The sequence below is a fragment of the Halorhabdus utahensis DSM 12940 genome (assembly GCF_000023945.1).
GTDB classification, from domain to species: domain Archaea; phylum Halobacteriota; class Halobacteria; order Halobacteriales; family Haloarculaceae; genus Halorhabdus; species Halorhabdus utahensis.
Window position 1 is genome coordinate 1,327,878 of sequence record NC_013158.1, and the last position, 25,602, is coordinate 1,353,479.

Here is a 25,602-nt window from a genome sequence, read left to right on the forward strand (position 1 = left end):
CCTGTGAGTGTTCAGACTGCCTCCGGACCGCTCTCGCCGGTGCGGACCTGGACGGCGTCATCGACCGGCAGGACGAAGATCTTTCCGTCGCCCTTCTCGCCCGTGTGAGCAGCCTCCCGGATCGCCTCGACGACGTCTTCGGCCGGAATATCAGCGACCACACACTCGATTTTGACCTTCTGGAGCAGGTCGACCACGTACTCCTCGCCGCGCCATTGGCCCTTCTTGGCGGCCTGGGAACCGCGACCCGACACCTGCGTCACCGTCAGCGAGGGCGCGCCGACCTCCGCGAGTGCTTGCTTGACCGCGCCTAGCCGATCCGGGCGGATCATCGCCATCACGAGTTTGATCTCGTCGTCGGCGTCCACAGTATCGTCGTCACTCATCGGAATCACCCCGCGAGCGGACCGCACTGACGCCACCGTCGGCGACGAGTGGGTCCTCGTCGCCGAACTCGGGGTAGGTCTCGACGCCGTGCTCGCTCAGGTCCAGCCCCTCACGCTCGTGCTCGGGTGTGACGCGGGCCTGGCCGATCGCCTTGAGGGCGCCCCAGACGACCCCCGTCGCGAGGATCGTCCACGCGGCGATGATGACGACGCCGAGGACCTGCGTGATGAATCCCTCGACCACGAAGCCCAGGTCGAGGCCGCCTTGCCAGGCTTCGACGGCGACGAACGGGAACGCGAGCGTCCCGAGCACGCCAGCGCTGCCGTGAACCGGGAAGACCGCACAGACGTCGTCGATCTTCAGGCGGTTCTCGACGAAGCCGAAGACGATCGGGAGCTGAGCGCCGGCGAGACCACCGACGATGAACGCGCCCCACCAGGTCGTCGTGTCCGGGATCGCCGTGATCCCGACCAGGCCCGCCAGCAGGCCGTTGGCGACGTAGAGGGTGTCGACCTTGTCGGTCTTGAGCCAGGCGACCAGGCCGGCACCCATCGCGCCGGCGGCCATCGCGATCGTCGTACCCATCGCGACGCGACTCAGCACGGCACCGTTGAACGCCAGCAGGTCGCCGTTCGGGCCGGCCTCGGCGAAGACGGCTGCGGTGCCGACGTTGAACCCGTACCAGCCGAAGGCGAGCATGAGCGTGCCCAGCACGGCGAACGTCATCGAGTGGCCGGGGATGACGTTCGGCGAACCGTCCTCGCCGAAGCGATCCATCCGCGGACCGAGGATGTAGGCGGCGGTCAGGCCGGCGATCCCGCCGAGTCCGTGCACGATCATCCCGCCCGCGAAGTCGTGGAAGACGGCGTCGCCGACGGCGATGTACTCACCGACCCACGTGATCCCCGTGACGACGGGGTAGATCACGGCCGCCAGCAGGAACGTGTAGGTGACGTACGCCCGGAGTTTCGCCCGGCCGGCGACGGCCCCGGAGACGATCGTCGCGGCCGTCATCGCGAAGACGGCACCGTAGAGCCAGCCGATGTACTCCTCGTCGAGGAACGGGAACGCGTCGGTGTACGGATCGCCCCCGATGAGTCCGGAGATCCCGGCCCCGATCACGAAGAACACCGTCACCCCGACGCTCCAGGTCAGCAGGTTCTTCGTCAACTGGTTGGCGACGTTCTTCGCTCTGACCTGCCCGGCCTCCAGCATCGCGAAGCCGGCGTGCATGAAGAAGATCAGGAACGTGACGGTGAGTACCCAGACGTTGCTGATCGCATCAGTCAGCGCGCTCGGCTCGACTTGCAACGGGAGCGCTTCGATCATCGCTCACACCCGCCGGATATACCCAAACTTTTGTCCAACTTTCCACCGAATCCGACCGCGATTGTGATCTTATTCACGTTTGAAGCTGATTGGGATAGCCATATATAAGAATTTGCTTCAGGATCGAAAATATACGAACTCCTGAATACACGTTTGTTCAAAATGCCATAGAATATTAGGAGTATAAGGTTATCGTCCGTAAATATTCATGCCAGGATGCGCTCGTAGAACTGGACGTTCGTATGGCCGATTTGGACGAAAAGTAGGGGTTCGTTGGGTGGACCGCGCGCGAGTCGGTCAGATCACGCCGTCCCCGATCCACAGGGGTTCACAGGCCCGGACGGCGTCGAGAACCACGTCGACGGTCACCGATCGCACAGCGGGTTCCGTGAGCAGTTCGGCGACGTTCTCGTGCATGTCGTCGGTGTCGCGGAACCGCCCGACCAGCAAGAAATCCGCCTCGCCGGTCACCTCGTACACCGAGCGGGCCCAGGCACACGTTGCCAGTGTCTCGGCGACGGCCGCGACCGATTCGCCAACCCGGAGACGCACGAGGGCGGTGACGTCGTAGCCGAGTTCGTCGTAATCGACGCTCGCAGCGTATCCCTCGATGACGCCGGCGTCTTCCAGGGCCTCGATCCGCCGTTCGACAGTCTCTGGGGCGACGTCGACAGCGGCGGCGAGGTCCTGAGTGGATGCCCGGCCGTCTTCGAGGAGGGCGTCGACCAGCGCACGGTCGATATCATCGAGGACCATGTGAAAACCTGTGAGTGTTCAGACTGCCTCCGGACCGCTCTCGCCGGTGCGGACCTGGACGGCGTCCTCAACCGGCAGGACGAAGATCTTTCCGTCGCCCTTCTCGCCAGTGTGAGCAGCCTCCCGGATCGCCTCGACGACGTCTGCAACCGGGATTTCCGAGACAACACACTCGATTTTGACCTTCTGGAGCAGGTCGACCACGTACTCCTCGCCGCGCCATTGGCCCTTCTTGGCGGCCTGGGAACCGCGACCCGACACCTGCGTCACCGTCAGCGAGGGCGCGCCGACCTCCGCGAGTGCTTGCTTGACCGCGCCCAGCCGATCGGGCCGAATCATCGCCATCACGAGTTTGATCTCGCCGTCAGTTTCGGATTCACTCATTCGTTGTCACCTCCGTTGAGCGAGCGACCGCCGTCGGTTCGGAGTTCACCGCCGTCGGGGGTGACCGTCGGGCCGGATGTGCCGGGCGTTCCCGGCTCGCCGCCGACGAATTCGGGGTAGACCGTGACGCCGTGTTCGCCCTCGTCGAGGCCGACTTCTTCCTCTTCGTCGGTGACCCGGAGGCCGAACAGCAGGTCGGCGATGCCGAAGGCGATCGCTGAACCGACGACCGCCCAGATCCCGATGACGATCACGCCGACGATCTGCATCCCGAGCGCGTCGATGCCGCCGAACGCCCACGGGTCACCGAGAATCATCGTCCCGCCACTCTCGTAAGCGAACAGGGGGATCAGCGCGGTCCCGACCGCTCCCGCCATGCCGTGAACGGCAAAGACGCCACAGACATCGTCGATCTTCAGGGTATCGACCGTCCAGCGGAAGGTCGGCAGGACCAGGGCCCCGGCCAGCGAGCCGAGGATCAGTCCGCCCCACCAGGTGACGTGTGGAACGGCACCCGTCACGGCAACCAGCCCGGCGAGCAGACCGTTGGCAGTCCATAGCGGGTCAGGTTTGCCCTGCCAGGTGGTTGAAACCAGCATTGCCGCGAGGGCACCGCCAGCCATACCCAGGGTCGTGTTCAGCGCGACGCGGCCGAGTTGGGCGCCCAGGAACGCGTTCGCGCCGTCGTAGATCCCCGACGTCCCGACGTTGAACCCGTACCAGCCAAAGGCCAGGAACAGGGTCCCAAGTACTGCGAGCAGCATCGAGTGACCCGGGATCGGCCGTGAGTTGCCGTTCTCGTCGTACCGGCCTTTCCGCGGACCGACCATGTAGGCACCGACCAGCCCGGCGAGACCACCGAGCATGTGGACGACCGTCGCGCCAGCGAAGTCCTGGTAGCCGACACCGATGATATCCGCGATGAACCCGTTGTTGGCCGGGTTATCGGCCAGCGCGAGCAGGCCACCGTCCCAGGTGATCCCCGTCGCGACGGGGTAGATGACCGCGGTCATCGCGGCCGCCACGAAGACGTATGCCTTGAAGTTCATCCGTTCGGCGACCGCCCCGGAAACGATCGTCGCCGCCGTCATCGCGAAGACGGCGCCCACGAGCCAGCCAACCCAACCGCTGGCCCCGCCGAAGTGACCGAACAGCGAGTCCATCGGGGTGATCGCCTGCCCACTGGTCAGCGTCGCGATGAGCACCGAGAACCCGAACCCGATGATGAAGTACGACAGGATGCCGAGCGTCCAGTCGGTCATGTTCTTCATCAGGACGTTCCCGACGTTTTTCGCCCGTACCTGTCCGGACTCCAGCAATGCGAAGCCCGGCTGCATGAAGAAGATCAGGAACGCCACGACGAGCGCCCAGACCGTATTGACGCCGCTGGCGACTTCCCCGCCGACCGGCATCAGCGGACACCTCCACCAGCTTTCGCTGACATTTCTGATAATCTGTTCTCTTTTTCACCGTATTCAGCAACGTTCGTGGTTGCCATCTCGGTTCGAGGCCAAGAAAGGACGGTATATAATTCCTTGGTTGAACGTGTGCTTATTTCCAACCGATAATAGGACATACGTCCAAGATTAGATAGAATATATACTGTATAAGGTCGACGGATGGTCACCATTCAGCCGATGGAAACGAGCGGAACTGGACAATCACCAAGCCCGTTGAGCGACAGTCAACGGTGAGAAACGGGTTGAGCGTCGCGCGCACGCCGGTGCCGAGCCGAAAAAATACGCTCGCAATCGACTTAGATCGCGTCGGTCCCGCGATCGCCGGTCCGGACCTGAACGGCGTCAAACACGGGCAGGACGAAGATCTTGCCGTCGCCCTTCTCGCCGGTGTTTGCCCCTTCACGGATCGCCTCGACGACGTCGTCGGCGTCTTCAGGTTCGACAACACATTCGACTTTGATCTTCTGGTGGAGGTCGATGACGTACTCCTCGCCGCGCCACTGACCAGTTTTGGCCGGCTGTGAGCCCCGCCCGGAGACCTGCGTCACCGTCAGTGAGGGGGCGCCGGCCTCGGCGAGAGCGGCCTTGACGTCTGAGAGTTTCTCCGGGCGGACGATTGCCATTACGAGCTCGAGGTCGGTGTCGTCAGTGGCTGGCGACATACGATCAGACTCCGATCGGGTCGAAGATAAAACCCCTCCTAAGCGGCAGGGATCAGCGGTACTACAGCGCGCCGGCGACGTCCTCGGCGAAGTACGTCAGAATGAGATCGGCACCCGCACGCTTGATCGAGAGGAGCGACTCGTAAGCGGTCGCCTCCAGATCGAGCCAGCCCTGTTCGCTTGCGGCGTGCAACATCGCGTACTCGCCGCTGACGTTGTACGCGGCGACGGGCTGGTCGAAGCGCTCGCGCACGTCACGGACGATGTCGAGATACGGCAATGCTGGCTTGACCATCAGGACGTCCGCCCCCTCTTCGACGTCGAGAGTCACCTCACGCATGGCCTCGCGGGCGTTGGCGGGATCCATCTGGTAGTGGCGGCGATCACCGAAGGCGGGCGCGCCGTCGGCTGCGTCCCGGAACGGGCCGTAAAACGCCGACTCGTACTTGGCGGCGTAACTCATGATCGGCACCTCGGTGTGACCGGCGTCGTCGAGGCCCTCGCGGATCGCCCCGACCATGCCGTCCATCATCGCGGAGGGCGCAACCATGTCCGCGCCCGCCGCCGCGTGGGAGACGGCTGTCCGGGCCAGCGCGTCCAGTGTCTCGTCGTTGCGGACAGTCAACACCGGGTCCTGGCGGGCGTCGTCTTCGAGGAGACCGCAGTGGCCGTGGTCGGCGTACTCGCACATGCAGACGTCAGTGATGACGTAGGCGTCGGTCTCGGCAGTGATCCGCCGGACAGCCTTCTGGACGACGCCATCGTCGGCCCAGGCCCGCGATCCCTCGCTGTCTTTCGATTCTGGCACCCCGAAGACGATGATCGCTTCGACGCCGGTCTCACGGATCTCCTGAACACGCTCGACCGCCTGCTCGACCGGGACGCGCTCGTGACCGGGCATCGTCTCGATGGGTACCCGTTCGTCAGTCGTCGCGTCGATGAAGACGGGCGCAATCAGATCGCTCGCATCCAGCGTGGTTTCGCTGACAAGTGGCCTGATGCCATCCGTCCGGAGACGGCGCGGGCGGTTGGGATGGTTCATGCACGGGAGTTGTTGCGTCTGTGCCATAGCAGTGACGTTCCAGTACCGCCGTTGGACACCGCGTAGCGCGTGTCGCAACATTCTTTAGGGCACTACTTGATCTAATACTGAGATATGAAGTACGGGCATTTCGACGACGATGCGCGCGAGTACGTGATCACCGAGCCGGAAACGCCACGGCCCTGGATCAACTACATCGGCCGGCAGGACTACGTCGGGATGATCTCCAACACTGGCGGCGGTTACAGTTTCTATCAGGACCCACGCTATCGCCGACTGGTCCGGTATCGGTACAACAATGCGCCCCGGAACGTCGGGGGGCGCGGTCTCTATCTTCGGGACGCCGAGACGGGAGAATACTTCTCACCCACCTGGCAACCCGCGCGCGTCGACCTCGACGACTACGAGTGTCGCCACGGACTGGGCTACACGACGATCCGCGGCGAGAAGGACGACATCGCCGCCGAGGTTACCTACTTCGTCCCACCCGGCGAGGATCTGGAGGCCTGGCGCGTCACCGTCGAAAACGACAGCAACGAATCCCGCAGCCTGCAGTTGTTCAGTCTCGTGGAGTTCTGTCTGTGGGACGCCATGGACGACATTTCCAACTACCAGCGCAACTACAACACCGGCGAGGTCGAGGTCGAGGATTCGGTCATCTACCAGAAGACCGAGTACCGCGAGCGCCGCAACCACTTCGCCTATTTCGCCTGTTCGGCGGACATCGACGGGTTCGACACCCAGCGGGACGCGTTCCTCGGCAACTACGAGGGCTTCGACGAGCCGGCAGTCCTCGAAGCCGGCGAGGCGACCGACTCTATTGCTACCGGGTGGGCGCCGATCGGCTCCCACCAGGTCGATATGGAACTGGAGCCAGGCGAGAGCGAAGAGATCGTCTTTCTGCTGGGCTACCACGAGAACCCGGAAGACGAGAAGTTTGAGGAGCCGGGCGTCGTCAACAAGGAATACGTCGAGCCAACGATCGGGAAATACTGCGACCCGGCTGCGCTGGATGACGCCTTCGACGAGCTGACCGAGTTCTGGGAGGGGCAACTATCGGCGCTGCAGGTCGAGACGCCCGATCCCGAGACCGACCGGATGGTCAACACCTGGAACGCCTACCAGAACACGGTCACGATGAACCTCGCCCGGTCGGCCTCGATGTACGAAACCGGCCTGACGCGCGGGATCGGCTTCCGTGACTCCCTGCAGGATCAACTCGCGGTCCTCCATCAGTTCCCGGATCGCGCTCGACAGCGCATCCTGAACCTCGCGAAGATACAGCTGAAGGACGGCGGGGCCTACCACCAGTATACGCCCCTCACCGGCGAGGGCAACGGCGACATCGGCGGCGGGTTCAACGACGACCCGATGTGGCTGGTCATGTCCACCGCCGCCTACGTCAAGGAGACCGGCGACACCTCGATCCTCGACGAGGAGATCGTCTTCGAGAACGAACCGGGAACGGAAGCGCCGCTTGCCGAGCATCTCCAGCGCGCCGTCGAGTACGTTCGGGAACGCCGTGGCCCCCACGACCTGCCGCTGATCGGTCACGCCGACTGGAACGACTGTCTCAACCTCAACTGTTTCTCGGAGAACCCCGACGAGTCCTTCCAGACGGCCGAACACGACGTCGAGGAGGAGCGCGCCGAGTCGGTGTTCATCGGCGGCCAGTTCGTCTACGCCCTCCAGGAGCTCGCCGAGTTGGCCGAACAGACTGACATCCTACCCGAGTCCGCCGAGGAGTACCAGGGCTACGCCGACGAGATGGCCGAAGCCGTCGCCGATGCCGGCTGGGACGGCGAGTGGTTCCGACGGGCCTACGACCACTACAGCGACCCGATCGGGTCGAGTGAGAACGACGAAGGCCAGATCTTCGTCGAGTCCAACGGCATGTGCGGAATGGCCGGGATCGGTCGCGACGAGGGCAAGGTCCAGGACGCGATGGACTCGGTTCGGGAACGGCTGGCGACCGAGCACGGGATCGTGCTCCACCAGCCAGCCTTCACCGAGTACGACAAACGCTACGGCGAAATCACCTCCTACCCGCCGGGCTACAAGGAGAACGGGTCGGTATTCTGTCACACCAACCCCTGGATCATGATCACCGAGGCGAAACTCGGCAACGGCGAACGCGCCTATGAGTACTACAAGCGGATCTGCCCGGCAGCCCGCGAGGACATCAGCGACACCCACACCACCGAGCCCTACGTCTACGCTCAGACGATCGCCGGTCCGGACGCCCCGACCACCGGCGAGGCCAAGAACTCCTGGCTCACGGGCACAGCAGCCTGGAACTACGTCGCGATCACCCAGCACATCCTCGGCGTGCGCCCGGACCACGACGGCCTCGTCGTCGACCCGGCGATCCCGGCCGACTGGGACGAATACGAGGTCCACCGCGAGTTCCGCGGCGCAACCTACGAAATCACCGTCGAGAACCCCAACAACGTCGAATCGGGCGTCGATCGGGTCGAAGTCGACGGAGAGGAAATTGACGGCCAGACGATCCCCGACCTCGGCGACGGCAAGACCCACGACGTTCGCGTCGTGATGGGCTGAGGCGGCTGCTCCCCCGCTTTGTACCGTTGACAACTGCACCAACGCCAGCAACCCACGACAGACAATGACATACGGACACGTCGATCAGGAAACGGGCGAATACGTCATCGAACGACCCGACACGCCGACGCCGTGGATCAACTACCTCGGCGAGGGCGTCTACGGCGGCATCGTCTCGAACACCGGTGGCGGCTACAGCTTCTATAAAGACCCGAAGAACCAGCGCGTGACGCGCTATCGGTACAACGCCGTCCCGGACGACCAGCCCGGTCGCTACGTCTACCTGCAGGATCGGGAAAGCGGCGAGTACTGGTCGCCGACCTGGCAACCCGTGAAGACGGACCTCGACGACTACGAGTGTCGTCACGGGCCGGGCTACACCACGATCGAGAGCAAATACGACGGCATTGCGGCCGAGATGACGTATTTCGTCCCGCTCGGTGAGGACTGCGAACTGTGGGTGCTGGACATCGAAAACGAGGGCCGGGAGACCCGCACCCTCGGGGCGTTCTCCTACGTCGAGTTCTCGTTCCCGGACGCGCTGGGTGACCAGACCAATCTCGACTGGACGGGCCAGATCATGCGCTCGCGGGTCGACGAAACCGAGGGCGTCATCGAGATGTACTCTTCCGCCCAGGAACTCAGCTACACCCACGCGACCAGTGCCGAGGTCGTCGGCTTTGACACGCAGCGGCGGGAATTCGTCGGCCAGTACGGCAGCCTGGAGGAACCAGCCGTCCTGGAAGCGGGAGCAGCCAGAAACTCACAAGCCACACACGACAACGTCATCGGTTCCTTCGAGCACGACCTCGAACTCGAACCGGGCGAGAGCGAGCGAATTGTCTTCATGACCGCGCCCGAACGAAACGACGACCTCATCGCGAAGTACGACGATCCGTCGGTCGTCGACGAGGCGTTCGAGGCCCTGCAAGCGGAGTGGGAGGACTATCTCTCGACGCTGCAGGTCCAGACCCCTGACGAGCAGATGAACACAATGGTTAACGTCTGGAACCCGGTGCAGTGTCGCTCGACGCTGTACTGGTCCCGGACGGCCTCCCGCTACCAGGCCGGGTTGGGCCGCGGGATGGGGACGCGTGACTCCAGCCAGGACACGCTCTCGATCGTCCACGCCGTGCCCGATCAAGTCCGGGAGACCCTGGAGATGCTCTGGAAACTCCAGTTCCCCGACGGCCACGCCTGGCACCAGGTTTACCCACTCAGCGGCGAGGGTGACGCCGGTCTCGCCACGGAGGATCCCTCCAAGCCACAGTGGTTCTCCGACGACCATCTCTTTCTCGTGCTGGGAACCGTCCAGTATCTCAAGGAGACCGGCGACTACGACTTCCTGGAAGCCGATATTCCATTCGAGGACGGCTCCACGGGCTCCGTCCGCGAGCACATCGAGCGTGCCATCGAGTTCACCGACGAGCACCGCGGCACACACGGCCTGCCGCGGATGGGCTACGCCGACTGGAACGACTCGCTGAACCCCGACGACGGCAGCGGCGAGGCCGCCAGCGTCATGGTCGCGATGATGTACTGTCGCGTCCTCGATGAAGTCGCCGGCCTCTACGAGTTCCTGGGCGAGGACGACCGGGCAGCCGAACTCCGCGCCAAACGCGAGGCAGAGATCGAGCGGATCGACGAGCACGCCTGGGACGGCGACTGGTACACCCGCGCCTACGACGACGAGGGGCGCGTCATCGGATCAGCCAGTGAAGACTACCAACAGATCTCGCTGAACACCCAGACCTGGGCCGCACTCGGCGGCGTCGACGACGACCGCGCCCGGGAAGCCATGGAAAACGCCCACGACCGCCTCAACACCGAGTACGGCTTCGCACTGCTCGACCCGCCGTGGGAAGGCGAGGGCAAGATCGACCGGATCGGCGGCACGACGACCTACCCGCCCGGGGCCAAGGAGAACGGCGGCATCTTCTGTCACGCCCACACGTGGTCGGTCGTCGCCGCCGGCCTGCTGGGCGACGGCGAGCGCGCCTACCAGTACTACCGGCAACTCCTCCCGCTGGCCCACGACGACGTCGCTGATCTCCGGCGCGTCGAACCGTACGTCTACTGCCAGAACGTCCTCGGGCCCGCACACGAGGAGTTCGGCGTCGCGAAGAACTCCTGGCTGACCGGGACCGCATCATGGGCGTACGTCGGTGCGACCCAGTACCTCCTTGGCGTTCGACCGACCTTCGATGGCCTCCTGGTCGACCCGACGATCCCCGCAGAGTGGGACGGCTTCGAGATGGAACGGGAGTTCCGCGGCGCGACCTACGAGATCGCCGTCGAGAATCCCGACGGCGTGGAGAGTGGCGTCGCGAGTGTCGAAGTCGACGGCGAGGTGATCGAGGGCAATGTGGTGCCCGCGTTCGAGGACGGCGAGACCCATGAAGTTCGGGTCGTGATGGGCTGAAGAACAGAACGAATCCAAAGTGACGACCAATCTGGTTGCTACGTGGCTGAGTCAAAGCAAAACAACGCGATAAGCAACATCGATAACGGTGAACACAGAAATGGCAGTATTAGTCATTTACCCATTAATTCCTATCAATAGTAAATTCGCATATAATATTATTTAAATATTATGAATATTTGAGATTTTCTTTTTCAACTTTTGAGAAGACAGAAATGATATTAAGGTAGTGTGTGATATGCGTCATATATACATGGATGATCAGAGCAGCCGCCGGGAGTTCATCTCAACTATTGGAAGTGTCACTATAGGGGTTTTCGGAAGTGCAATCATGTCGCAAACGGTTCAGGCTTCGGGCCCAACAGCGAAAGGTCAGATTGTTCCAGAAGTCGATACACAGGCCAGTAACGACGAAGTGAATTTCAGAGGCCCGAATGGTAGTTTTGCCGAAACGACCACAGACATGCAAGGAAACTTTGAGGTAAGCATACCAGAGAAGGGACAATATGATCTTGCGATATATAAATCAAGCAGCCGAAATTTCGCAGAGCAAGAAAAAAACGGGATACCGCAAGTCTACCAATATCCGAGATCATTTCGTATCGATGAAGATGTGAATGATTTTGGTAAAATCTCATTACCAGAAGGATATCTTGTTGATGTTCGAGTCGTAGATGAGGACGAAACTCCGCTTTCGGGAGCAAGCCCAGAAATCCGGCATAATGGATATGGATTTGGGGGAGGATACCAATTCAATGAAGATGGGTATCTTCAACACGAAGACGCTTCGTTCACCGGAATAGAAATTAGAGATAATCTTTCGGTCGGTATCTCACCACCGCCAGACCGTGTTTACGAAAAAGGAGAATTCATTAATGAGTTCTTTATTGATGAACCAAGTGAAATAATTGTAACACTCAGTGAATCAGAGGCAACGTGGGATGTGTCAAAAAATGGTCAGCCGTCAACAACTACCGTAGAACCGACTACCACTCAAACAACCGAAACCACAACAACTACTGTAGAACCGACTACCACTCAAACAACCGAAACCACAACAACTACTGTAGAACCGACTACCACTCAAACAACCGAAACCACAACAACTACTGTAGAACCGACTACCACTCAAACAACCGAAACCACAACAACTACCGTAGAACCGACTACCACTCAAACAACAGCAGCTGGAACTCAGCAAACAAAATCAGCACGGAAAACACCCACCGATAGATTCATCACCACAACTACACCAGAACCAACAGATACCACAGCAAGTGAGAGATCACGGGGTTTCATTTCAAACTCGGGAGAGCAATCAGATATCGCATCAAATGCAGTGAATTTAACGACTGTCGGGTTTGCGTTATCAGTGGTTGGGTTGGGCCATCAAATGATTGAGGGACGATAAATCATGGCCCGTGGACTTCCAGCGATCTGGAGTAGTGCGGCCGGAATACCGCTTGTGGGAGTAGGCGGATACATGCATACTGTTGAGTCGAATGTTCCACCGGAAGCAGGGCTACCGTTTGCCCTTTTTGGAGGATTTGTAGTCTGTCTCGGGTTGTATATCCAACTTGTTGCTGCACCTGAACCGCCGCTAATGAGGGAAAACGAAGAAATCATTGAAACAAGGAACCCCGCCCAACGGGCTGCTGCTGCAAAGACAGCAATTGGTTTAGCTGCCCTCGCAGTAGCGGTCTACCTACTAGTATTCACGTTCAAGCCATACATCTATCCGACAGGATCACTTGTTTTAGGATTATACTGGTTCACAACTGGATTGCATGCATACTGGACAAATACGTTAACTACATATTACGTAACCAATCAACGGATCATCAAAGAGTATCGATTCATATCACTCGTCAGACAAGAGCTGCCGTTCAGCAAAGTCCGGGGGGTCGAAGAGCGGAAATCAATTTGGGAAACACTCGTGGGTTTAGGAAACGTGCGTGTCGCATCTGGCGGTGGCGGCACCCTCGAAGTGGTTATACGAAACGTATACTCACCCACGGCATTCGCAAATGAGATTCGGGAATTGATATGATGAAAGGACCTTAATTCAAATTAAGAATATTTTCTTATATATACAATATTGATAAGAAAATGAATGGGCTCCTGTTACGGTCGACGGCAGAGACGTTGACGACAACCCCGTCCTCGCCTTCGGGGATGGCAAGAACCACGTCGTGATGGGTTGAAGCCGCGAGTTCTATCTCCGGATCAAGAGTCCGCCATCACCACGTCGAGGTCGACGAGATCGTACAGCGGTGGCTTGTCGAAGTCCGTGGCATTGTGCGTGACGAACGTGCCACCCGCAGCGTGGGCGGTCGCGAGATTGAGCAGATCGGCGGGATCCAGCCGGATCCCCTGTGCGCGAAGCTGTTCGTCGAGATACGCGGCTTCGAGGGCACAATCGTCGGTGAAATCCAGCACGCGATCGAACTGCTCGTCGAGGACGCGCTGGGTCCTGAGCATCTCCGTCCGGCCCGACCCGGCCTTGTAGGACTCCCAGGCGACGACGGCGGGGATCGTCCACTCCTCTCTGCGGTACTGCCCGAGGTGTGACAGGATCGCCTCGTTCGGATCACGGCCGGCGATCTTCGCGAGGACGTCACGATCGAGAACGATCATCGCCGGCGGGACAGCGACTCGTTCAGTTCGTCGTGGGCCGCCCGCATCTCCGCTTCCAATGTCCCGTCCTCGTCGAGGAAGGCGAGACTGCCGGCCATCTCCTCGATGTCTTTCTCCCGGCGGCTCAACCGATCCAGTAGCTCGTCGAAGGACTCCTCGTCGCGCTTCAGGGCACGCAGGCGTTCCTTGACCTCCTCGGAAACGCGAATCGTACTCATGTGTATACGGTGTGTACGAGAGTGAATAGGTGTTACGCCGGTCCGAGAACGTCACAGATCAAACGGATCGACGAACCGTTTGTCCCAACGAGTGTACCGGGCCACCGTCAGCAGGTCAGAACGGGAAGCCGCCGTATCGCAGGTAGACCATGTCGAGGATCAACAGAAGCTGGAAGGCACCCTGGACGCCCCCGAGCATCGCGTTCTGCTTGCCGATGGCGGCGATGACGCCGGAGTCGGGATTCGCCGACGTCATCTCCCGGTAGATCCGCAACTCGCCGGGCATCAGGAAGCCGAAACCCTGGACCGAGAGGATCGTGACGATCGCCAGCGCGACCGCGATCGCGGGCTCGATCGCCGGCAGGGCATCGAGCGTCAACGCGACCCAGGCCAGCGAGCCGACCGTCGCGACGCCGAAGGGCAGTTGCCAGCGCCAGTCCCGCCAGGCGTCGAGTCGCCACCCGAGCAACAGGAGGATCGGGACGGCGTTGGCGGCCGTGAACAGCGCGAGCCACCCCTCGCCGTCGGCCAGGTAGCCCAGTTCGAGGGCGAGTGCGATCCCCGAGGCGATCGTCACCGTCGCCAGTGAGGGCAAGAGAAAGGCGGTTTTGGGTGTGAGTCGCTGGAACACCGCGGCGCTCTCCTCGTCGTCGAGGCCGCCGATCACCGGCCCCAGGACGGCCCCGATGAACACGTCGATGCCCGTCCAGAGGACGCCCGCCATCACGTGAACGTAGGTGTGGCCCTGAATCGATGCGACCGTGAGCGCGTAGCCCAGCGCCGCAAGCGGAATCGCGACCACTGCGACCGCAAACGCCGGATTCGCTCGTTGTGCCATGCCCGCGATGGTCCCCCGTACCGTCGTTGCCATACGGGACGGCGATCCAGCGACCTGATGTTAATGGTACGTCTCCCTGCAAGGGCGGCCGGTTCTCGACGGGCAGGACGCCTTCCGAATCGCGGTTCGACGCCACGAACCAATCTTTTTGCCCCGTGGCGACGCGTCTTCTGGGAGGCAATGACCCAGGACGACCCGCTCTATCGCCGGCCCGATCAGCCGACGGAACACCGCGTCGAAGACCTGCTTTCGCGGATGACACTCGAAGAGAAGGCAGGCCAGGTGGTCGGCACCTGGGCCGGTGAGCGTGGCGAAACACATGATATCCCGGTGGTGAGAGACACAGTCGCCGAGCACGGCTTCGGAAGCGTCGCCGCCTTCGGGTGGGCAGGGGCGGCGGTTTCGACTCCCCGCGAGATCGTTGAGGCTGTCAACACCCTCCAGGAGACGGCGATGGAGGAGACACGGCTCAGCATCCCGGTGCTGTTCACCGTCGATGCCGTCCACGGTCACGCCTACGTCGAGGACGCGACCGTGTTCCCGAACGGCCTCGGCGCGGCAGCGACCTGGGATCCGAAGCTGATCGAACGCTCCGCAGCCGCGACGGCGCGTGAGGTTCGCGCGACCGGCGCACACCAGAATTACTCGCCGACCTGTGACGTCGCGCGGGAGCCACGCTGGGGGCGCGTCCAGGAGACCCACGGCGAGAGTCCGCGACTCGCCGCCGACTTCGCCGCGGCGAAGGTGTGGGGCCTCCAGGGAGAAGGAATCGACGATCCCGAGTCGGTCGTCGCGACGGCCAAGCACTTCCCCGCCTACAGCGATCCCGAGCGTGGCCAGGACGGCGCACCGGTCGAAGTCTCCGAGTACGTCCTGGGGAACACCTTCCTGCCGCCGTTCGAGGCCGCGATCGACGCGGGCGTCGAGTCGGTGATGCCGGCCTACAGCGCGACGAACGGCGAGCCAGCCCACGCGTCAATTCAACTGCTGACGGACCGTCTCCGGGACGAACTGGACTTCGACGGTCACGTCGTCGCCGACTGGAGCGGCATCAAGCAACTCCACGAGTCCCACGGCGTGACCGCCGACTGGCGCGAGTCCGTCCGTCGCACACGCGAGGCTGGCCTGGACGTGGGGTCAGTCGACCACACGGTCCACGTCGAGGAACTCGTCGAACTCGTCGAAGACGGGCAACTCGACGAGGCGATTCTCGACGACAGCGTCCGACGAGTCCTCCGGGTAAAATTCGAGCTGGGGCTGTTCGAGGAACCCTTCATCGACGTCGAAGACGCGGTCTCGACGCTTGGCTGCGACGAGCACCGTGAACTCGCCCGAGAGACCGCCAGCCAGTCGATGACGCTGCTCGAAAACGACGGGATCCTCCCGCTCTCTGGCGACGAGACGGTCTTCGTCGGCGGGCCGAACGCCGACAATCTCGTTCACCAGGTCGGCGGGTGGAGCCACCACGAGGAAGCAGGGCTGGCCGGCGATACCGTCCGGGAGGCCATCGAGGAGCGGGCGGCCGGCGAGGTACTGTTCGAGCAGGGGGCGACGCTCATCGAGGAACGCGATATCGACGCCGCCGTGGAAAAAGCCAGTCGGGCGGACGTCGCCGTCCTGGGACTCGGCGAAGGCTGGTACATCCACGAGTTCGGCCCCCAAGACATGCTCGGAACCGACACCGGCGAGTGGCCGACGCGCTCGGAGTTGCGGCTCCCGCCCGCCCAGCGACGGCTGGCCGAGGCAATCCACGCGACCGGGACGCCGGTCGTTGGCGTCCTGCTGACCGGCCGGCCGCTGATCGTCGACTGGCTGGCAGAGCACGCCGACGCGCTGCTGATGGCATACTTCCCAGGGTCAGAGGGCGGCCAGGCCGTCGCGGAGACGCTGTTCGGCGATCGCGATCCCGGCGGGCGACTCCCGATCTCGATCGCCCGGTCGCACGGCGATCTTCCACAACTGCACGATCACGCCCGCCATCCACTCACGCTCGGCAAAGCCGAACACCCCGATTCCTACGACCCGCTGTATCCGTTCGGCCACGGGTTGAGCTATACGACATTCGAACGTCGCGATCTAGAACTCACCGAGACAGCCGTCGGACCTGACGGGACGGTCTCCGTCGCGATGACCGTCGAGAACGTCGGCTCGCGGCCGGGCGAGGACGTGATCCAGGTCTACGGTCGCCAGGAGACGCCCTCCCGAGTACGTCCCGACCGGGAACTGGTCGGCTACGATCGCGTCGCACTCGATCCCGGCGAAGCGAGGACCGTCGAGATCGGGGTTCCCGTCGAGCACTTCGGCTTCTACAAACCAGGGGAGGGCCACGTCCTCGAGGGCGACACCTACCACGTCACAGTCGCGGGCATGGAAGCAGCGTTTACAGTCGAGTGAAGAGAGAGGGCCGGGTCAGTTACCACTCGCCGTCGAAATCCTCGTGAGAGAAGGGGATGGCGTCCTCGCCAGCGTAGGAGGCGACCAGGTGGCCGTCGCCTTCGAGGTAGTACTTGTAGGTCGTCAGCCCCTCTAGGCCGACGGGCCCGCGGGCGTGGATCTTGCCCGTCGAGATGCCGACCTCCGCGCCCAGGCCGTAGCGATAGCCGTCGGCGAACCGGGTCGAGGCGTTGTGGAAGACGCTGGCGGCGTCGACACCCGTCATGAATTTCCGGGCCTTGGCGTCGTCCTCGGTCAGGATCGACTCGGTGTGCTTCGAGCCGTTCGTGTTGACGTGATCGATGGCGTCCACCAGCGAGTCGACGACCTTGATCGAGAGGATCAGGTCGCCGTATTCGGTACGCCAGTCTTCCTCAGTCGCCTCGAGCACGTCCAGGCCCGAATCAGCGAGAATCTCCCGCGTCCGGTCGTCGCCACGCAGTTCGACATCGGCCTCGGCGTAGCGGTCGGCCATGGTGGGCAGGAACTCCTCGGCGACGTCATCGTGGACCAGCAGCGTCTCGACGGCGTTACAGACAGCGGTGTACTGCACCTTCGCGTCGTAAGCCACCTCGACCGCTTCGTCGAGGTCGGCCTCGCTGTCGACGTAGACGTGACAGACGCCCTCGGTGTGGCCCAGCACGGGAATCTGCGTGTTTTCCTGGACGTAGCTGACAAACGCCGAGGAGCCGCGAGGCATCAGCAGGTCGATGTATTCGTCCATTTCTAGGACGGTGTCGACGGCCTCCCGGGCCTCGATCAACTGGACCCAGCCCTCGGGGATGGCCTCGACGTCCTGGGCAGCCTCGCGGATGATCTCGAAGAGTTCACGGTTGGACTCGCTGGCCTCGCTGCCGCCCTTGAGGATGACCGCGTTGCCCGATTTGAGGGCGAGGGCGGCGATCTGGACTAAGGCGTCGGGCCGAGACTCGAAGACCGTCCCGATCACGCCGATGGGGACCGCGACCTTGTAGAGATCCAGGTCGTCGTCGAGGTGGCGCGCTTCGAGGGTCTCGCCGAGCGGGTCGTCCATCGCCGCGACGCTCTCGACCATCTCGACGATCGAGTCCATCTTGGCGTCGTCCAGCTTCAGCCGGTCGACCAGCGCCTGGGTGTATTCGCCGGCTTCGAGCAACTCCTCGCCGGCCTCGACGTCCTCATCATTGACCGCGATGACTTCCTCGCGGTGATCGTCGATGGCCGTTGCGATCGCTTCCAGGGCGGCGCGACGATCGGCGTCGCTGACGTTGGCCAGTTCGAGCGCCGCAGCTTCGGCGGCCTCGACCTTGGATTCAGTGTCCGTATCAGTCATCGTATGCTCCGTTGACAGGCAAGAATATTGTGCCCACCGATTCGCCGGCGGCGATGCGGGCAAGCACGTCCGGTTCGGCCGAGCCCGCGATCACCGCCGGGATCCCGTGCTCGTTGGCCGTTCGCGCGCCCTCGACCTTCGTCGTGATCCCGCCGAATTCCTCGGTCGTGCTCTGGGCGACGATCTCCTGGACGGCCCCGTAGTTGCTCCCGACGGCCTCGATCTTGGTCGCGTCGGGATCGTCCTTCGGGTTGCCGGTGTAGACGCCGTCGACATCGGTCAGCGTCACCAGCAGGTCGGCCTCGATCCCGACCGCGATCGACGAGGAGAGCATGTCGTTGTCGCCGATCTGGATCTCCGCGATCGCGACGGCGTCGTTCTCGTTGACGATCGGGACGATCCCCCAATCCAGCAGCGTCTCGACAGTGTTGTGGAAGTTGGTGAACCGCTCGGGATCGTCCAGGTCGGCCTGCGTGACCAGAATCTGGGCGACCTTCCGATCGTAGCGCTCGAAGCTCTCGGTATACCGGCGCATCAGATGGCTCTGGCCGACGGTCGACAGCGCCTGGGACGCTTCGACGGTGTCGGTCTCTGCGTCGACGCGTCCCCGGCCGGCCCCGATCGCCGCCGAAGAGACCAGCAGGACCTCCTTGCCGTGATCGAGCAGGTCGGCCACGTCGTCGACGAGCTTGTCGAGTTTCGCGTCGTCGAGGTTCGACTCGGCGTCCGTCAGGGAGTTCGTCCCCGCCTTGACGACGACCCGCTCGGCGTCGGCGGCGAGTTCGCGCGTCCGCTCGATCTCTTCGGGGTCGATGGCGTCACTCATCGTCGACCTCGCTGGTGATCTCCACGGAAGGACGCTCGATGGTTGCAGTGGTCAGTGCCATCCCGTGTGTTGGATGTCCGCGTACGGTGGCGACCGATGGGAGTACCGGATCTCATTGTAATGGGAGAAATGGGCGACGGACAAACCTACTACGGTTCGCAACGAGTTGCCAGTCAGTAGGCTACAACACCCTCCAGCGTTGGGTATCGTTTACCGCTCTCGTGTAGATGTACCACAGAAATTAATAGAATGAAAGAACGGATATATAATATGGACGATGGAGTATCAAATGGAGTTGTCATTGGGCTCTCTGCGGGAATTCTGGGGTGGACCCTCTTGATGATTCAGCAGCCAATATTCGGAATTGCTGTCGTCTCTGGTTTGACGACGTCATATTCCACATGGCGACACGAAAAACCCGAGGAGACAGGGTTGCTCATAGCCCTCTGGAGTTTGATTGCGATCGCTGCTTGGACAGCCAATCTACTATTCATCGCCGGATCAGTCGTCATAGCGGCAGTTGTCTACATCGCGTGGACAGTGAGAAAATTGGTGGGTAGTGTTGAAAGTCAGTGAATCCCTGAAGGCATCGTACTCACTCCTCGCCGACTTCTGCGGTGATCTCTGCCGACCGTTCTTCGGCGGCCGTCACAGCTTCGCCGAGGACGTCCTCAACGTCGCTGTCCCACAGCACCTCCATGCCCTCGATCGTCGTCCCGCCTTCCGTCGCCACGGCGTCGATCAGTTCATCGACGCTCTCGTCGCTCTGCAGGGCGATCTCGGCCGCGCCTTTGAACGTCTGGGCGGCAAGTGCCGCAGCGTCATCCGAGTCAAGGCCGCCCTCAATGCCAGCCTGCTGCATCGCGCCGATCAGGTAGAAGACGAACGCCGGCCCACTGCCGTTGATCGCCGTCGCAAGGTCCATCTGGTCCTCCTCGATCGTGACAACGGTCCCCAGGTCTGCGAGGACTGCGGCGACATCGCCCGTGGGTTCGGGCGTCACCGCGGCGGCCATCTCGCCGTACTCGGCGGCGAGGTTCGGCATCATCCGGACGACGGCGGCGTCGGTCGTCGATTCGAGGACCGACGTCGAGACGCCCGCGGCGACCGAGACGACCGTCTGGTCGGGGTCGAGACCGAGACCCGCGAGCACTTCGCCGGCGATATCGGGGCCGACCGCCAGCACGACGATCGGCGCTGAGGCTGCCGCTTCGAGGTCGGTCGTCGTCCCGTCGGCGACGCCCGATAGGTCTTCGAGTGCCGATTCGTCGACGTCACAGGCCGTCACCCGGTGGTTGGCGGCGGACAACCCACGGACGAGCGCCCCGCCCATGTGTCCACAGCCGATAACGCTAACGTGAACCATTCTCTGGGTGGCTCTCGGACGGTGGCGGATTTACCAACTGCGATTCGCTCCGGTGAAGACCAGCGGTTCACCCGACGTACTCGGGCACGTCCCGGTCCGCGACGAGCAGCTCCCGGATGACGAACTCGGCGATGGCGTCTCGCATCCGCCGAGTGGCGTCCGCGGCACCGAGGGTGACCTGGTAGGTTCGCGCCCCGACCATCGCGGTGTAGATGGCTTCGCCCACGCGCTCGGGATCGACGTCCCGGAAGACGCCTGCCTCGATCCCGTCGGCGAGGATGTCGGCGACGGTTTCGACGTTGCGTTCGTAGTGTGCCTGCAGTTTCTCGCGGAACTGGGGGTGGTGGACGGCCTGGACGCGTAGCTCAGCGATTGCGACGGCGAACGTCTGCCGATCGGACTCGTCCGGCTCGATCACGAACCGATCGACGTACTCCGCCAGCCTGGGGAGTGGCTCGTCGGTCTCCGTCTCGGCCAATCGATCCCCGATCCACCCCACCATCTGGTCGACGAACGCGAGCAGCAGGTCCTCCTTCGTGTCGTAGTGATAGTGCAACAGCGACCGGCTCTTGTCGAACTCGTCGGCGATGTCCTGCATCGTGAGGTCGGCGTAGCCATGCTCACACAGCGCGCGATAGGTCGCACCCATGATCGCCTCGTGGGTGTCGCCAGCGGCGTCCGTCGCAGTGCCGGACCCAGTGTCACCCTCCGAAGCGCTGTTGCCGGCGTCGCCCTCCGTGCCCATGTTTCTCCGGTCGGGAGGCACCCGGTAAAAACTTCGGAAAATCCTGACTGACGCGACAGTCAGGTTTTTGTGCGGTGGTACGTTAGCGGGGGCCATGTCCTGGGGCTTTTCGGGCGGCAACGACGACGCGGACACCTTCGAACACCTCCGTGAGGGTGTCGACCGCCCGATGTGGCGGCTCCTCGGGAACTACGGCCGGGGATACATTCCGGAGTTCGTCCTCGGTGGGGTGGCGAGCGTCGTCGCACGGTTTCTCGAACTCATTCCGGCGCTGGTGCTCGGGGTCGCCATCGACGCGCTGTTCGTCGGGGGCCAGGATTTCACGCTGCCGCTCGTCCCGCAGTCGGTCATCCCGGCGGACGAGCCGGGGCAGTTCTGGTTCGCCGTCGGCCTGGTCGGGGCGGTTTATCTGCTCAGCGCCGGGCTGAACTGGGTCAACGGCTGGGCCTGGAACCGCTTCGCCCAGCACCTCCAACACGAGGTCCGGGTCGACACCTACGACGTCGTCCAGCGGATGCGCATGGGCTTTTTCGACGACAAACAGACCGGCGAGGTCATGTCGATCCTCAACAACGACGTCAACCAGCTCGAGAGTTTTCTCACGAACGATCTCAACGCCGGCATCCGGATCTCCGTGCTCGTGGTCGGCGTCGCGAGCGTGATGGTCTGGCTCAACTGGCAACTCGCCATCGTCGCGCTGCTGTCGGTGCCGGTGCTCGCCGTCGCGAGTTACCTCTTCGTCCAGCGGATCGGCCCCAAGTACGGCCGCGTCCGGCGGTCGGTCGGGGCGCTCAACTCCCGGCTCGAGAACAACATCGGCGGCATCGAGGTCGTGAAGTCCTACGGCCGGGAGTCCTTCGAGCGCGACCGTGTCGAGGAGGCCTCCGAGGAGTACCTCGACGCCAACTGGGACGCAATTACGACCCGAATCAAGTTTTTCCCGACACTACGGATCATCACCGGGCTGGGATACATGTTCACGTTCCTCGTCGGCGGGTACTGGCTGCTGTTCGGGCCGCCATCCGTGTCACTCGCCGGGACGACCGTCGGGTTCACGGGCGGGATGACACTTGGCGTACTCACACCGATGTTGCTGTACGCCAGGCGGTTCCTCTGGCCGATGCGCCAGTTCGGCAACGTCGTCAACAACTACCGCTACGCCTTCGCGGCCGCGGAACGGATCGTCGGCCTCATGGAGTACCCGGGCACCGTCGACGATCCCGACGACGCGGTCGACCTGGGCGGCGTCGACGGTCGCGTCTCCTACGCGGACGTGACGTTCCAGTACCCGGAAGCCGACGAGGCCTCGGTCGACGACGTGAGTTTCAGCGCCGAGGCCGGCGACTTCGTGGGCCTCGTCGGCCCGACCGGCGCGGGCAAGACCACCCTGCTCAAACTCCTGGTGCGGCTCTACGATCCCGAGGAGGGCGAGATCCGCGTCGACGGCCACGACGTCAGGGACGTCTCCCTCGCGAGCCTCCGCGAGCACGTCGGCTACGTCAGCCAGGAGCCGTATCTCTTCCACGGGACCGTCGCCGAGAACGTCGCCTACGGCATCGACGCCGGCGACGACGAAATCCGCGAGGCGCTCTCGATGGCCGGCGCGATGGAGTTCGTCACCGAATTACCGGAGGAAATCGACACGATGGTCGGCGAACGCGGCGTGAAACTCTCGGGCGGGCAGCGCCAGCGTGTCGCCATCGCGAGAGCGATCCTCGAAGATCCGGAGATCCTGATTCTCGACGAGGCGACCTCCCACGTCGACAACGAGACCGAGGTCCTGATCCAGCGCTCCCTGGAGACGCTGACGGCCGACCGAACGACCTTCGCCATCGCTCACCGCCTCTCGACGGTCCGGGACGCCGACACCATCCTCGTGATGGACGAGGGGCGGGTCGTCGAGCGCGGGACACACGAGGACCTCCTCGCCGCCGATGGGCTCTATGCCAACCTCTGGAGTGTCCAGGTCGGCGAGATGGAGGCCCTCCCCGAGGAGTTCATCGAGCGCACGGCCGAGCGCGAACGGGCGGGGACCGGCGATGACGACTGAGACGGAGTGCTTGTTTAGATGTTCGAGTTCGGGCGAATCGAAGCCGCACTATTGGTTTGGTATGTATCGGTGAAAGCCCTCGGCTGCGTGCCGGCAAGCCGGCACGCCCAATCGAGACCGGTGAACCGGCCTCGCGGCTCGCGCACGCTCAGCAGGATATCCTCGCTCGCTCTGCTCGCTCGGATAGGGCCTGCGTGGGCGGCAATCGCCGCCCACGTTATAGGCGGTCGGCACCGCCGACCGCCCTGCTGAGATTCACACGACCGGCCCTCATCTTTTCGATCCGCCAGGCGAATATCGTGCATAGACAGCTATACAACCGAATGCCTGGTGGAATGAAAGGGCGAATCCGCTTCGCGCGTCGCTGCATGACCCCTATCTGAGCGAGCAGAGCGAGCGAAGATATGTCAGGCAGCGGCCGCGAACGGGTGAGGGCTTTCTACCGCTTTTTCGATACTGGTGTTGATCCTGATGAATATGGGCGCGTAGACAGATCTAAGCGGAGTGCTTTCCGAAATCCGTTCTGACCGGCTACTGGTCAGCCGTCGAGTGCTCGGAGACGACCGTCTCGTGTTCGATCTCGACCGCCGATTCCGCGAGACCGAGACGGCCGAACTGGGTCCGGACGTGCTCCTCGGCGGCCGCGATGGCGCGGTCTCGATCCGCGAACCCGCGGGGGGCGGGCGACTCGAAAGCGACATTGATGTCCTTGCCGTCGACATGCTGGACGGTTCCGCCGCTCTCGACCGCGTAGAAGGCATCACACACCCAGACGAACGGCGCGTCGGCGTCGGGCGCGCCCTCGTAGCTCGGGGACTCCTCGCCAGGTTCGTACAGCGTCCCCGTCAGCGCCGTCCCGCCGGCCCGTCCACGGATGAGTCGCATACCGATCGTAGGTGATCAGCGAGTAAAAACGAGTCGGCCGGCGAGGATGGAGAAACGACACTGTCGCAGAAAGGCAGTCTCTGTCGTTCAGCGCGATCGGGTACCGCGCTCGTCAGTGCTCGAGGAACACGAGGTGACCCTGCTCGTCCTCGTGAACGCGCTTTGCATGTTCGGCCATCTCGCGCTTGGGCATCGGTCGTTCCCACTCACAGTCCTGGCAGACAGCCACGTACTCGGTCATACCGATACTACTGGTTCAACGCGGATAATACTGAGTCCCGCCATTGACAGCCGCCCACGGCTGAACCCCGCTCCTCGGTCTGCTGGTGGCGACCCCGATACGAACGCCGCGATCTCCAGAGCGTCACAGCGTGATGGGATTCGACCCGCTACCCCTCACCCGGACCGAGTTCGACCAGCACCGGCAGATGATCGGAGGGGAACCGGCCGTCGTCGTAGACGTCGCTGCAGACGCCGTGAGTGCCGACAGTCACGTCGGGCGTCGTGAAGACGTGGTCGATCTTGCGATTCGGCACCAGATTCTCGAAGTCCGTCACGGATGTCGGCGGGCCGTGAGCGGGTTCGGCCGATCGTTCTTGTTCGCCACTGAGGGCGAGCGGGCTGTCCTCGCCGGTCAGAATCTCGTAGGGCTCTTCGCCCGCCACGCAGTTGAAATCGCCCGTGAGAACCACGGGCTCGTCATCCCGCAGGTCAGCGAGTCGGTCGAGCAAGAGATGGGCGCTCTTCCGGCGGGCCCGCGGGCCGTCGTGCGAGAAGTGCGTGTTCGCGAACAGCAGGGTGGCGTCGGTCCGGCGGTCACGCAGGCGCGCCCAGGTCACGATTCGGGGATAGCGGGCGTCCCAGCCGACAGATCCAGGCTCCTCAGGGGCCTCCGAGAGCCAGAAGGTGTCGCCATCGACGTATTCGATCCGGTCGGTCCGGTAGCCGATCGGGGTGTGTTCACCTTCCGATTCGCCGTCGACGCGGCCACTACCGATCCACTCGAAACTGGGGAGGCGATCGGCGACGTCTGCGAGTTGGTGATCGAGTGGTTCCTGAAGGCCGACGACATCGGGCGCGTGAAACCGGATCGTGCTCGAAACAGCCTCGCGACGGTTCGCCCAGCGGTGCTCGCCGTCCTCGGGGTTGTCGTAGCGGACGTTGTACGTCATGGCGCGAGGCCACGCGGTCATCGGGAGTGGCTTCGGATGCCAGGGTAAGGACGTTTGGGGTCGAACTCATACGGGCCGATGCTCGGGGGAAACCGGTTTGTCCGTCGGCCCACACT

24 protein-coding genes are annotated in these 25,602 nt (G+C 62.9%); 7 read left to right on the forward strand and 17 right to left on the reverse strand.

Annotated features, from left to right (window positions below; translation table 11 throughout):
• Positions 1–11 precede the first annotated feature (11 nt).
• The 7 genes from HUTA_RS06625 to hemB form a co-directional block, all read right to left on the reverse strand.
• Positions 12–386 carry a P-II family nitrogen regulator gene (locus tag HUTA_RS06625; RefSeq protein WP_015789106.1) on the reverse strand — a complete coding sequence of 125 codons (375 nt, stop codon included), beginning with the start codon at positions 384–386 and terminating at the stop codon, positions 12–14.
• The gene (locus tag HUTA_RS06630; RefSeq protein ID WP_015789107.1) at positions 379–1,716 is read right to left on the reverse strand and encodes an ammonium transporter; all 1,338 of its coding nucleotides are present in this window, start codon (positions 1,714–1,716) and stop codon (positions 379–381) included. The genes HUTA_RS06625 and HUTA_RS06630 overlap by 8 nt, the downstream gene beginning before the upstream one ends.
• A 297-nt stretch (positions 1,717–2,013) precedes the next feature.
• The gene (locus HUTA_RS06635) at positions 2,014–2,472 is read right to left on the reverse strand and encodes an Lrp/AsnC family transcriptional regulator (RefSeq protein ID WP_015789108.1); all 459 of its coding nucleotides are present in this window, start codon (positions 2,470–2,472) and stop codon (positions 2,014–2,016) included.
• Between the two features lie 18 nt (positions 2,473–2,490).
• Positions 2,491–2,856 carry a P-II family nitrogen regulator gene (locus tag HUTA_RS06640; protein WP_015789109.1) on the reverse strand — a complete coding sequence of 122 codons (366 nt, stop codon included), beginning with the start codon at positions 2,854–2,856 and terminating at the stop codon, positions 2,491–2,493.
• Entirely contained in the window at positions 2,853–4,268 is a 1,416-nt protein-coding gene (locus HUTA_RS06645; protein ID WP_015789110.1) for an ammonium transporter, read from the reverse strand. Before HUTA_RS06645 ends, HUTA_RS06640 begins: the two co-directional genes overlap by 4 nt.
• Before the next feature lie 344 nt (positions 4,269–4,612).
• Complete coding sequence (locus HUTA_RS06650; protein WP_015789111.1) at positions 4,613–4,978, reverse strand: P-II family nitrogen regulator; 366 nt, start codon at positions 4,976–4,978, stop codon at positions 4,613–4,615.
• Positions 4,979–5,039: 61 nt separating this feature from the next.
• Positions 5,040–6,020: a porphobilinogen synthase gene (hemB, locus tag HUTA_RS06655; protein ID WP_015789112.1), complete on the reverse strand. Its 981-nt coding sequence runs from the start codon at positions 6,018–6,020 to the stop codon at positions 5,040–5,042.
• Between the two features lie 114 nt (positions 6,021–6,134).
• Between hemB and HUTA_RS06660 the strand changes: the two genes are divergently transcribed.
• The 4 genes from HUTA_RS06660 to HUTA_RS15025 all read left to right on the forward strand — a co-directional run bounded on the left by HUTA_RS06660 (position 6,135) and on the right by HUTA_RS15025 (position 13,054).
• Positions 6,135–8,582 carry a GH36-type glycosyl hydrolase domain-containing protein gene (locus HUTA_RS06660; protein WP_015789113.1) on the forward strand — a complete coding sequence of 816 codons (2,448 nt, stop codon included), beginning with the start codon at positions 6,135–6,137 and terminating at the stop codon, positions 8,580–8,582.
• A 64-nt stretch (positions 8,583–8,646) separates the two neighbouring features.
• Complete coding sequence (locus HUTA_RS06665; protein WP_015789114.1) at positions 8,647–11,004, forward strand: GH36-type glycosyl hydrolase domain-containing protein; 2,358 nt, start codon at positions 8,647–8,649, stop codon at positions 11,002–11,004.
• Positions 11,005–11,257: 253 nt separating this feature from the next.
• Complete coding sequence (locus tag HUTA_RS15745; RefSeq protein WP_179943822.1) at positions 11,258–12,415, forward strand: hypothetical protein; 1,158 nt, start codon at positions 11,258–11,260, stop codon at positions 12,413–12,415.
• 3 nt (positions 12,416–12,418) lie between these two features.
• Positions 12,419–13,054, forward strand: a complete 636-nt coding sequence (locus HUTA_RS15025; protein ID WP_015789116.1) for a PH domain-containing protein — start codon at positions 12,419–12,421, stop codon at positions 13,052–13,054.
• Between the two features lie 176 nt (positions 13,055–13,230).
• On the opposite strand, the gene HUTA_RS06670 is transcribed toward HUTA_RS15025, so the two are convergent.
• The 3 genes from HUTA_RS06670 to HUTA_RS06680 all read right to left on the reverse strand — a co-directional run bounded on the left by HUTA_RS06670 (position 13,231) and on the right by HUTA_RS06680 (position 14,697).
• Positions 13,231–13,641: a type II toxin-antitoxin system VapC family toxin gene (locus HUTA_RS06670; protein WP_015789117.1), complete on the reverse strand. Its 411-nt coding sequence runs from the start codon at positions 13,639–13,641 to the stop codon at positions 13,231–13,233.
• Entirely contained in the window at positions 13,638–13,859 is a 222-nt protein-coding gene (locus HUTA_RS06675) for a DUF7557 family protein (RefSeq protein ID WP_015789118.1), read from the reverse strand. Before HUTA_RS06675 ends, HUTA_RS06670 begins: the two co-directional genes overlap by 4 nt.
• A gap of 115 nt (positions 13,860–13,974) precedes the next feature.
• A complete protein-coding gene (locus tag HUTA_RS06680) occupies positions 13,975–14,697 on the reverse strand; it encodes a hypothetical protein (RefSeq protein WP_049941429.1) in 723 nt (240 codons plus the stop codon).
• Between the two features lie 180 nt (positions 14,698–14,877).
• Between HUTA_RS06680 and HUTA_RS06685 the strand changes: the two genes are divergently transcribed.
• Positions 14,878–17,091 (forward strand): glycoside hydrolase family 3 N-terminal domain-containing protein, encoded by a 2,214-nt coding sequence (locus tag HUTA_RS06685; protein WP_015789120.1) that lies wholly within the window; start codon positions 14,878–14,880, stop codon positions 17,089–17,091.
• A gap of 19 nt (positions 17,092–17,110) precedes the next feature.
• On the opposite strand, the gene HUTA_RS06690 is transcribed toward HUTA_RS06685, so the two are convergent.
• Together HUTA_RS06690 and proB are read right to left on the reverse strand one after the other, a co-directional pair.
• A complete protein-coding gene (locus tag HUTA_RS06690) occupies positions 17,111–18,442 on the reverse strand; it encodes a glutamate-5-semialdehyde dehydrogenase (protein WP_015789121.1) in 1,332 nt (443 codons plus the stop codon).
• Positions 18,435–19,268: a glutamate 5-kinase gene (proB, locus tag HUTA_RS06695; protein ID WP_015789122.1), complete on the reverse strand. Its 834-nt coding sequence runs from the start codon at positions 19,266–19,268 to the stop codon at positions 18,435–18,437. The genes HUTA_RS06690 and proB overlap by 8 nt, the downstream gene beginning before the upstream one ends.
• Positions 19,269–19,538: 270 nt before the next feature.
• Between proB and HUTA_RS06700 the strand changes: the two genes are divergently transcribed.
• Complete coding sequence (locus HUTA_RS06700) at positions 19,539–19,844, forward strand: hypothetical protein (RefSeq protein WP_049941223.1); 306 nt, start codon at positions 19,539–19,541, stop codon at positions 19,842–19,844.
• A 19-nt stretch (positions 19,845–19,863) separates the two neighbouring features.
• On the opposite strand, the gene HUTA_RS06705 is transcribed toward HUTA_RS06700, so the two are convergent.
• The gene (locus HUTA_RS06705) at positions 19,864–20,634 is read right to left on the reverse strand and encodes a pyrroline-5-carboxylate reductase family protein (RefSeq protein ID WP_015789123.1); all 771 of its coding nucleotides are present in this window, start codon (positions 20,632–20,634) and stop codon (positions 19,864–19,866) included.
• A gap of 67 nt (positions 20,635–20,701) precedes the next feature.
• Positions 20,702–21,379 carry a TetR/AcrR family transcriptional regulator gene (locus tag HUTA_RS06710; protein ID WP_015789124.1) on the reverse strand — a complete coding sequence of 226 codons (678 nt, stop codon included), beginning with the start codon at positions 21,377–21,379 and terminating at the stop codon, positions 20,702–20,704.
• A 94-nt stretch (positions 21,380–21,473) separates the two neighbouring features.
• On the opposite strand from HUTA_RS06710, the gene HUTA_RS06715 reads away from it, so the two are divergent.
• Positions 21,474–23,429 (forward strand): ABC transporter ATP-binding protein, encoded by a 1,956-nt coding sequence (locus HUTA_RS06715; RefSeq protein WP_015789125.1) that lies wholly within the window; start codon positions 21,474–21,476, stop codon positions 23,427–23,429.
• A gap of 531 nt (positions 23,430–23,960) precedes the next feature.
• On the opposite strand, the gene HUTA_RS06720 is transcribed toward HUTA_RS06715, so the two are convergent.
• The 3 genes from HUTA_RS06720 to HUTA_RS06725 form a co-directional block, all read right to left on the reverse strand.
• Positions 23,961–24,314: a DUF7113 family protein gene (locus HUTA_RS06720; RefSeq protein WP_015789126.1), complete on the reverse strand. Its 354-nt coding sequence runs from the start codon at positions 24,312–24,314 to the stop codon at positions 23,961–23,963.
• Between the two features lie 112 nt (positions 24,315–24,426).
• Positions 24,427–24,555 (reverse strand): hypothetical protein, encoded by a 129-nt coding sequence (locus tag HUTA_RS15990; RefSeq protein WP_015789127.1) that lies wholly within the window; start codon positions 24,553–24,555, stop codon positions 24,427–24,429.
• Between the two features lie 148 nt (positions 24,556–24,703).
• Positions 24,704–25,507, reverse strand: coding sequence for an endonuclease/exonuclease/phosphatase family protein (locus HUTA_RS06725; protein ID WP_049941225.1), 804 nt, complete (start codon positions 25,505–25,507; stop codon positions 24,704–24,706).
• Positions 25,508–25,602 lie beyond the last annotated feature (95 nt).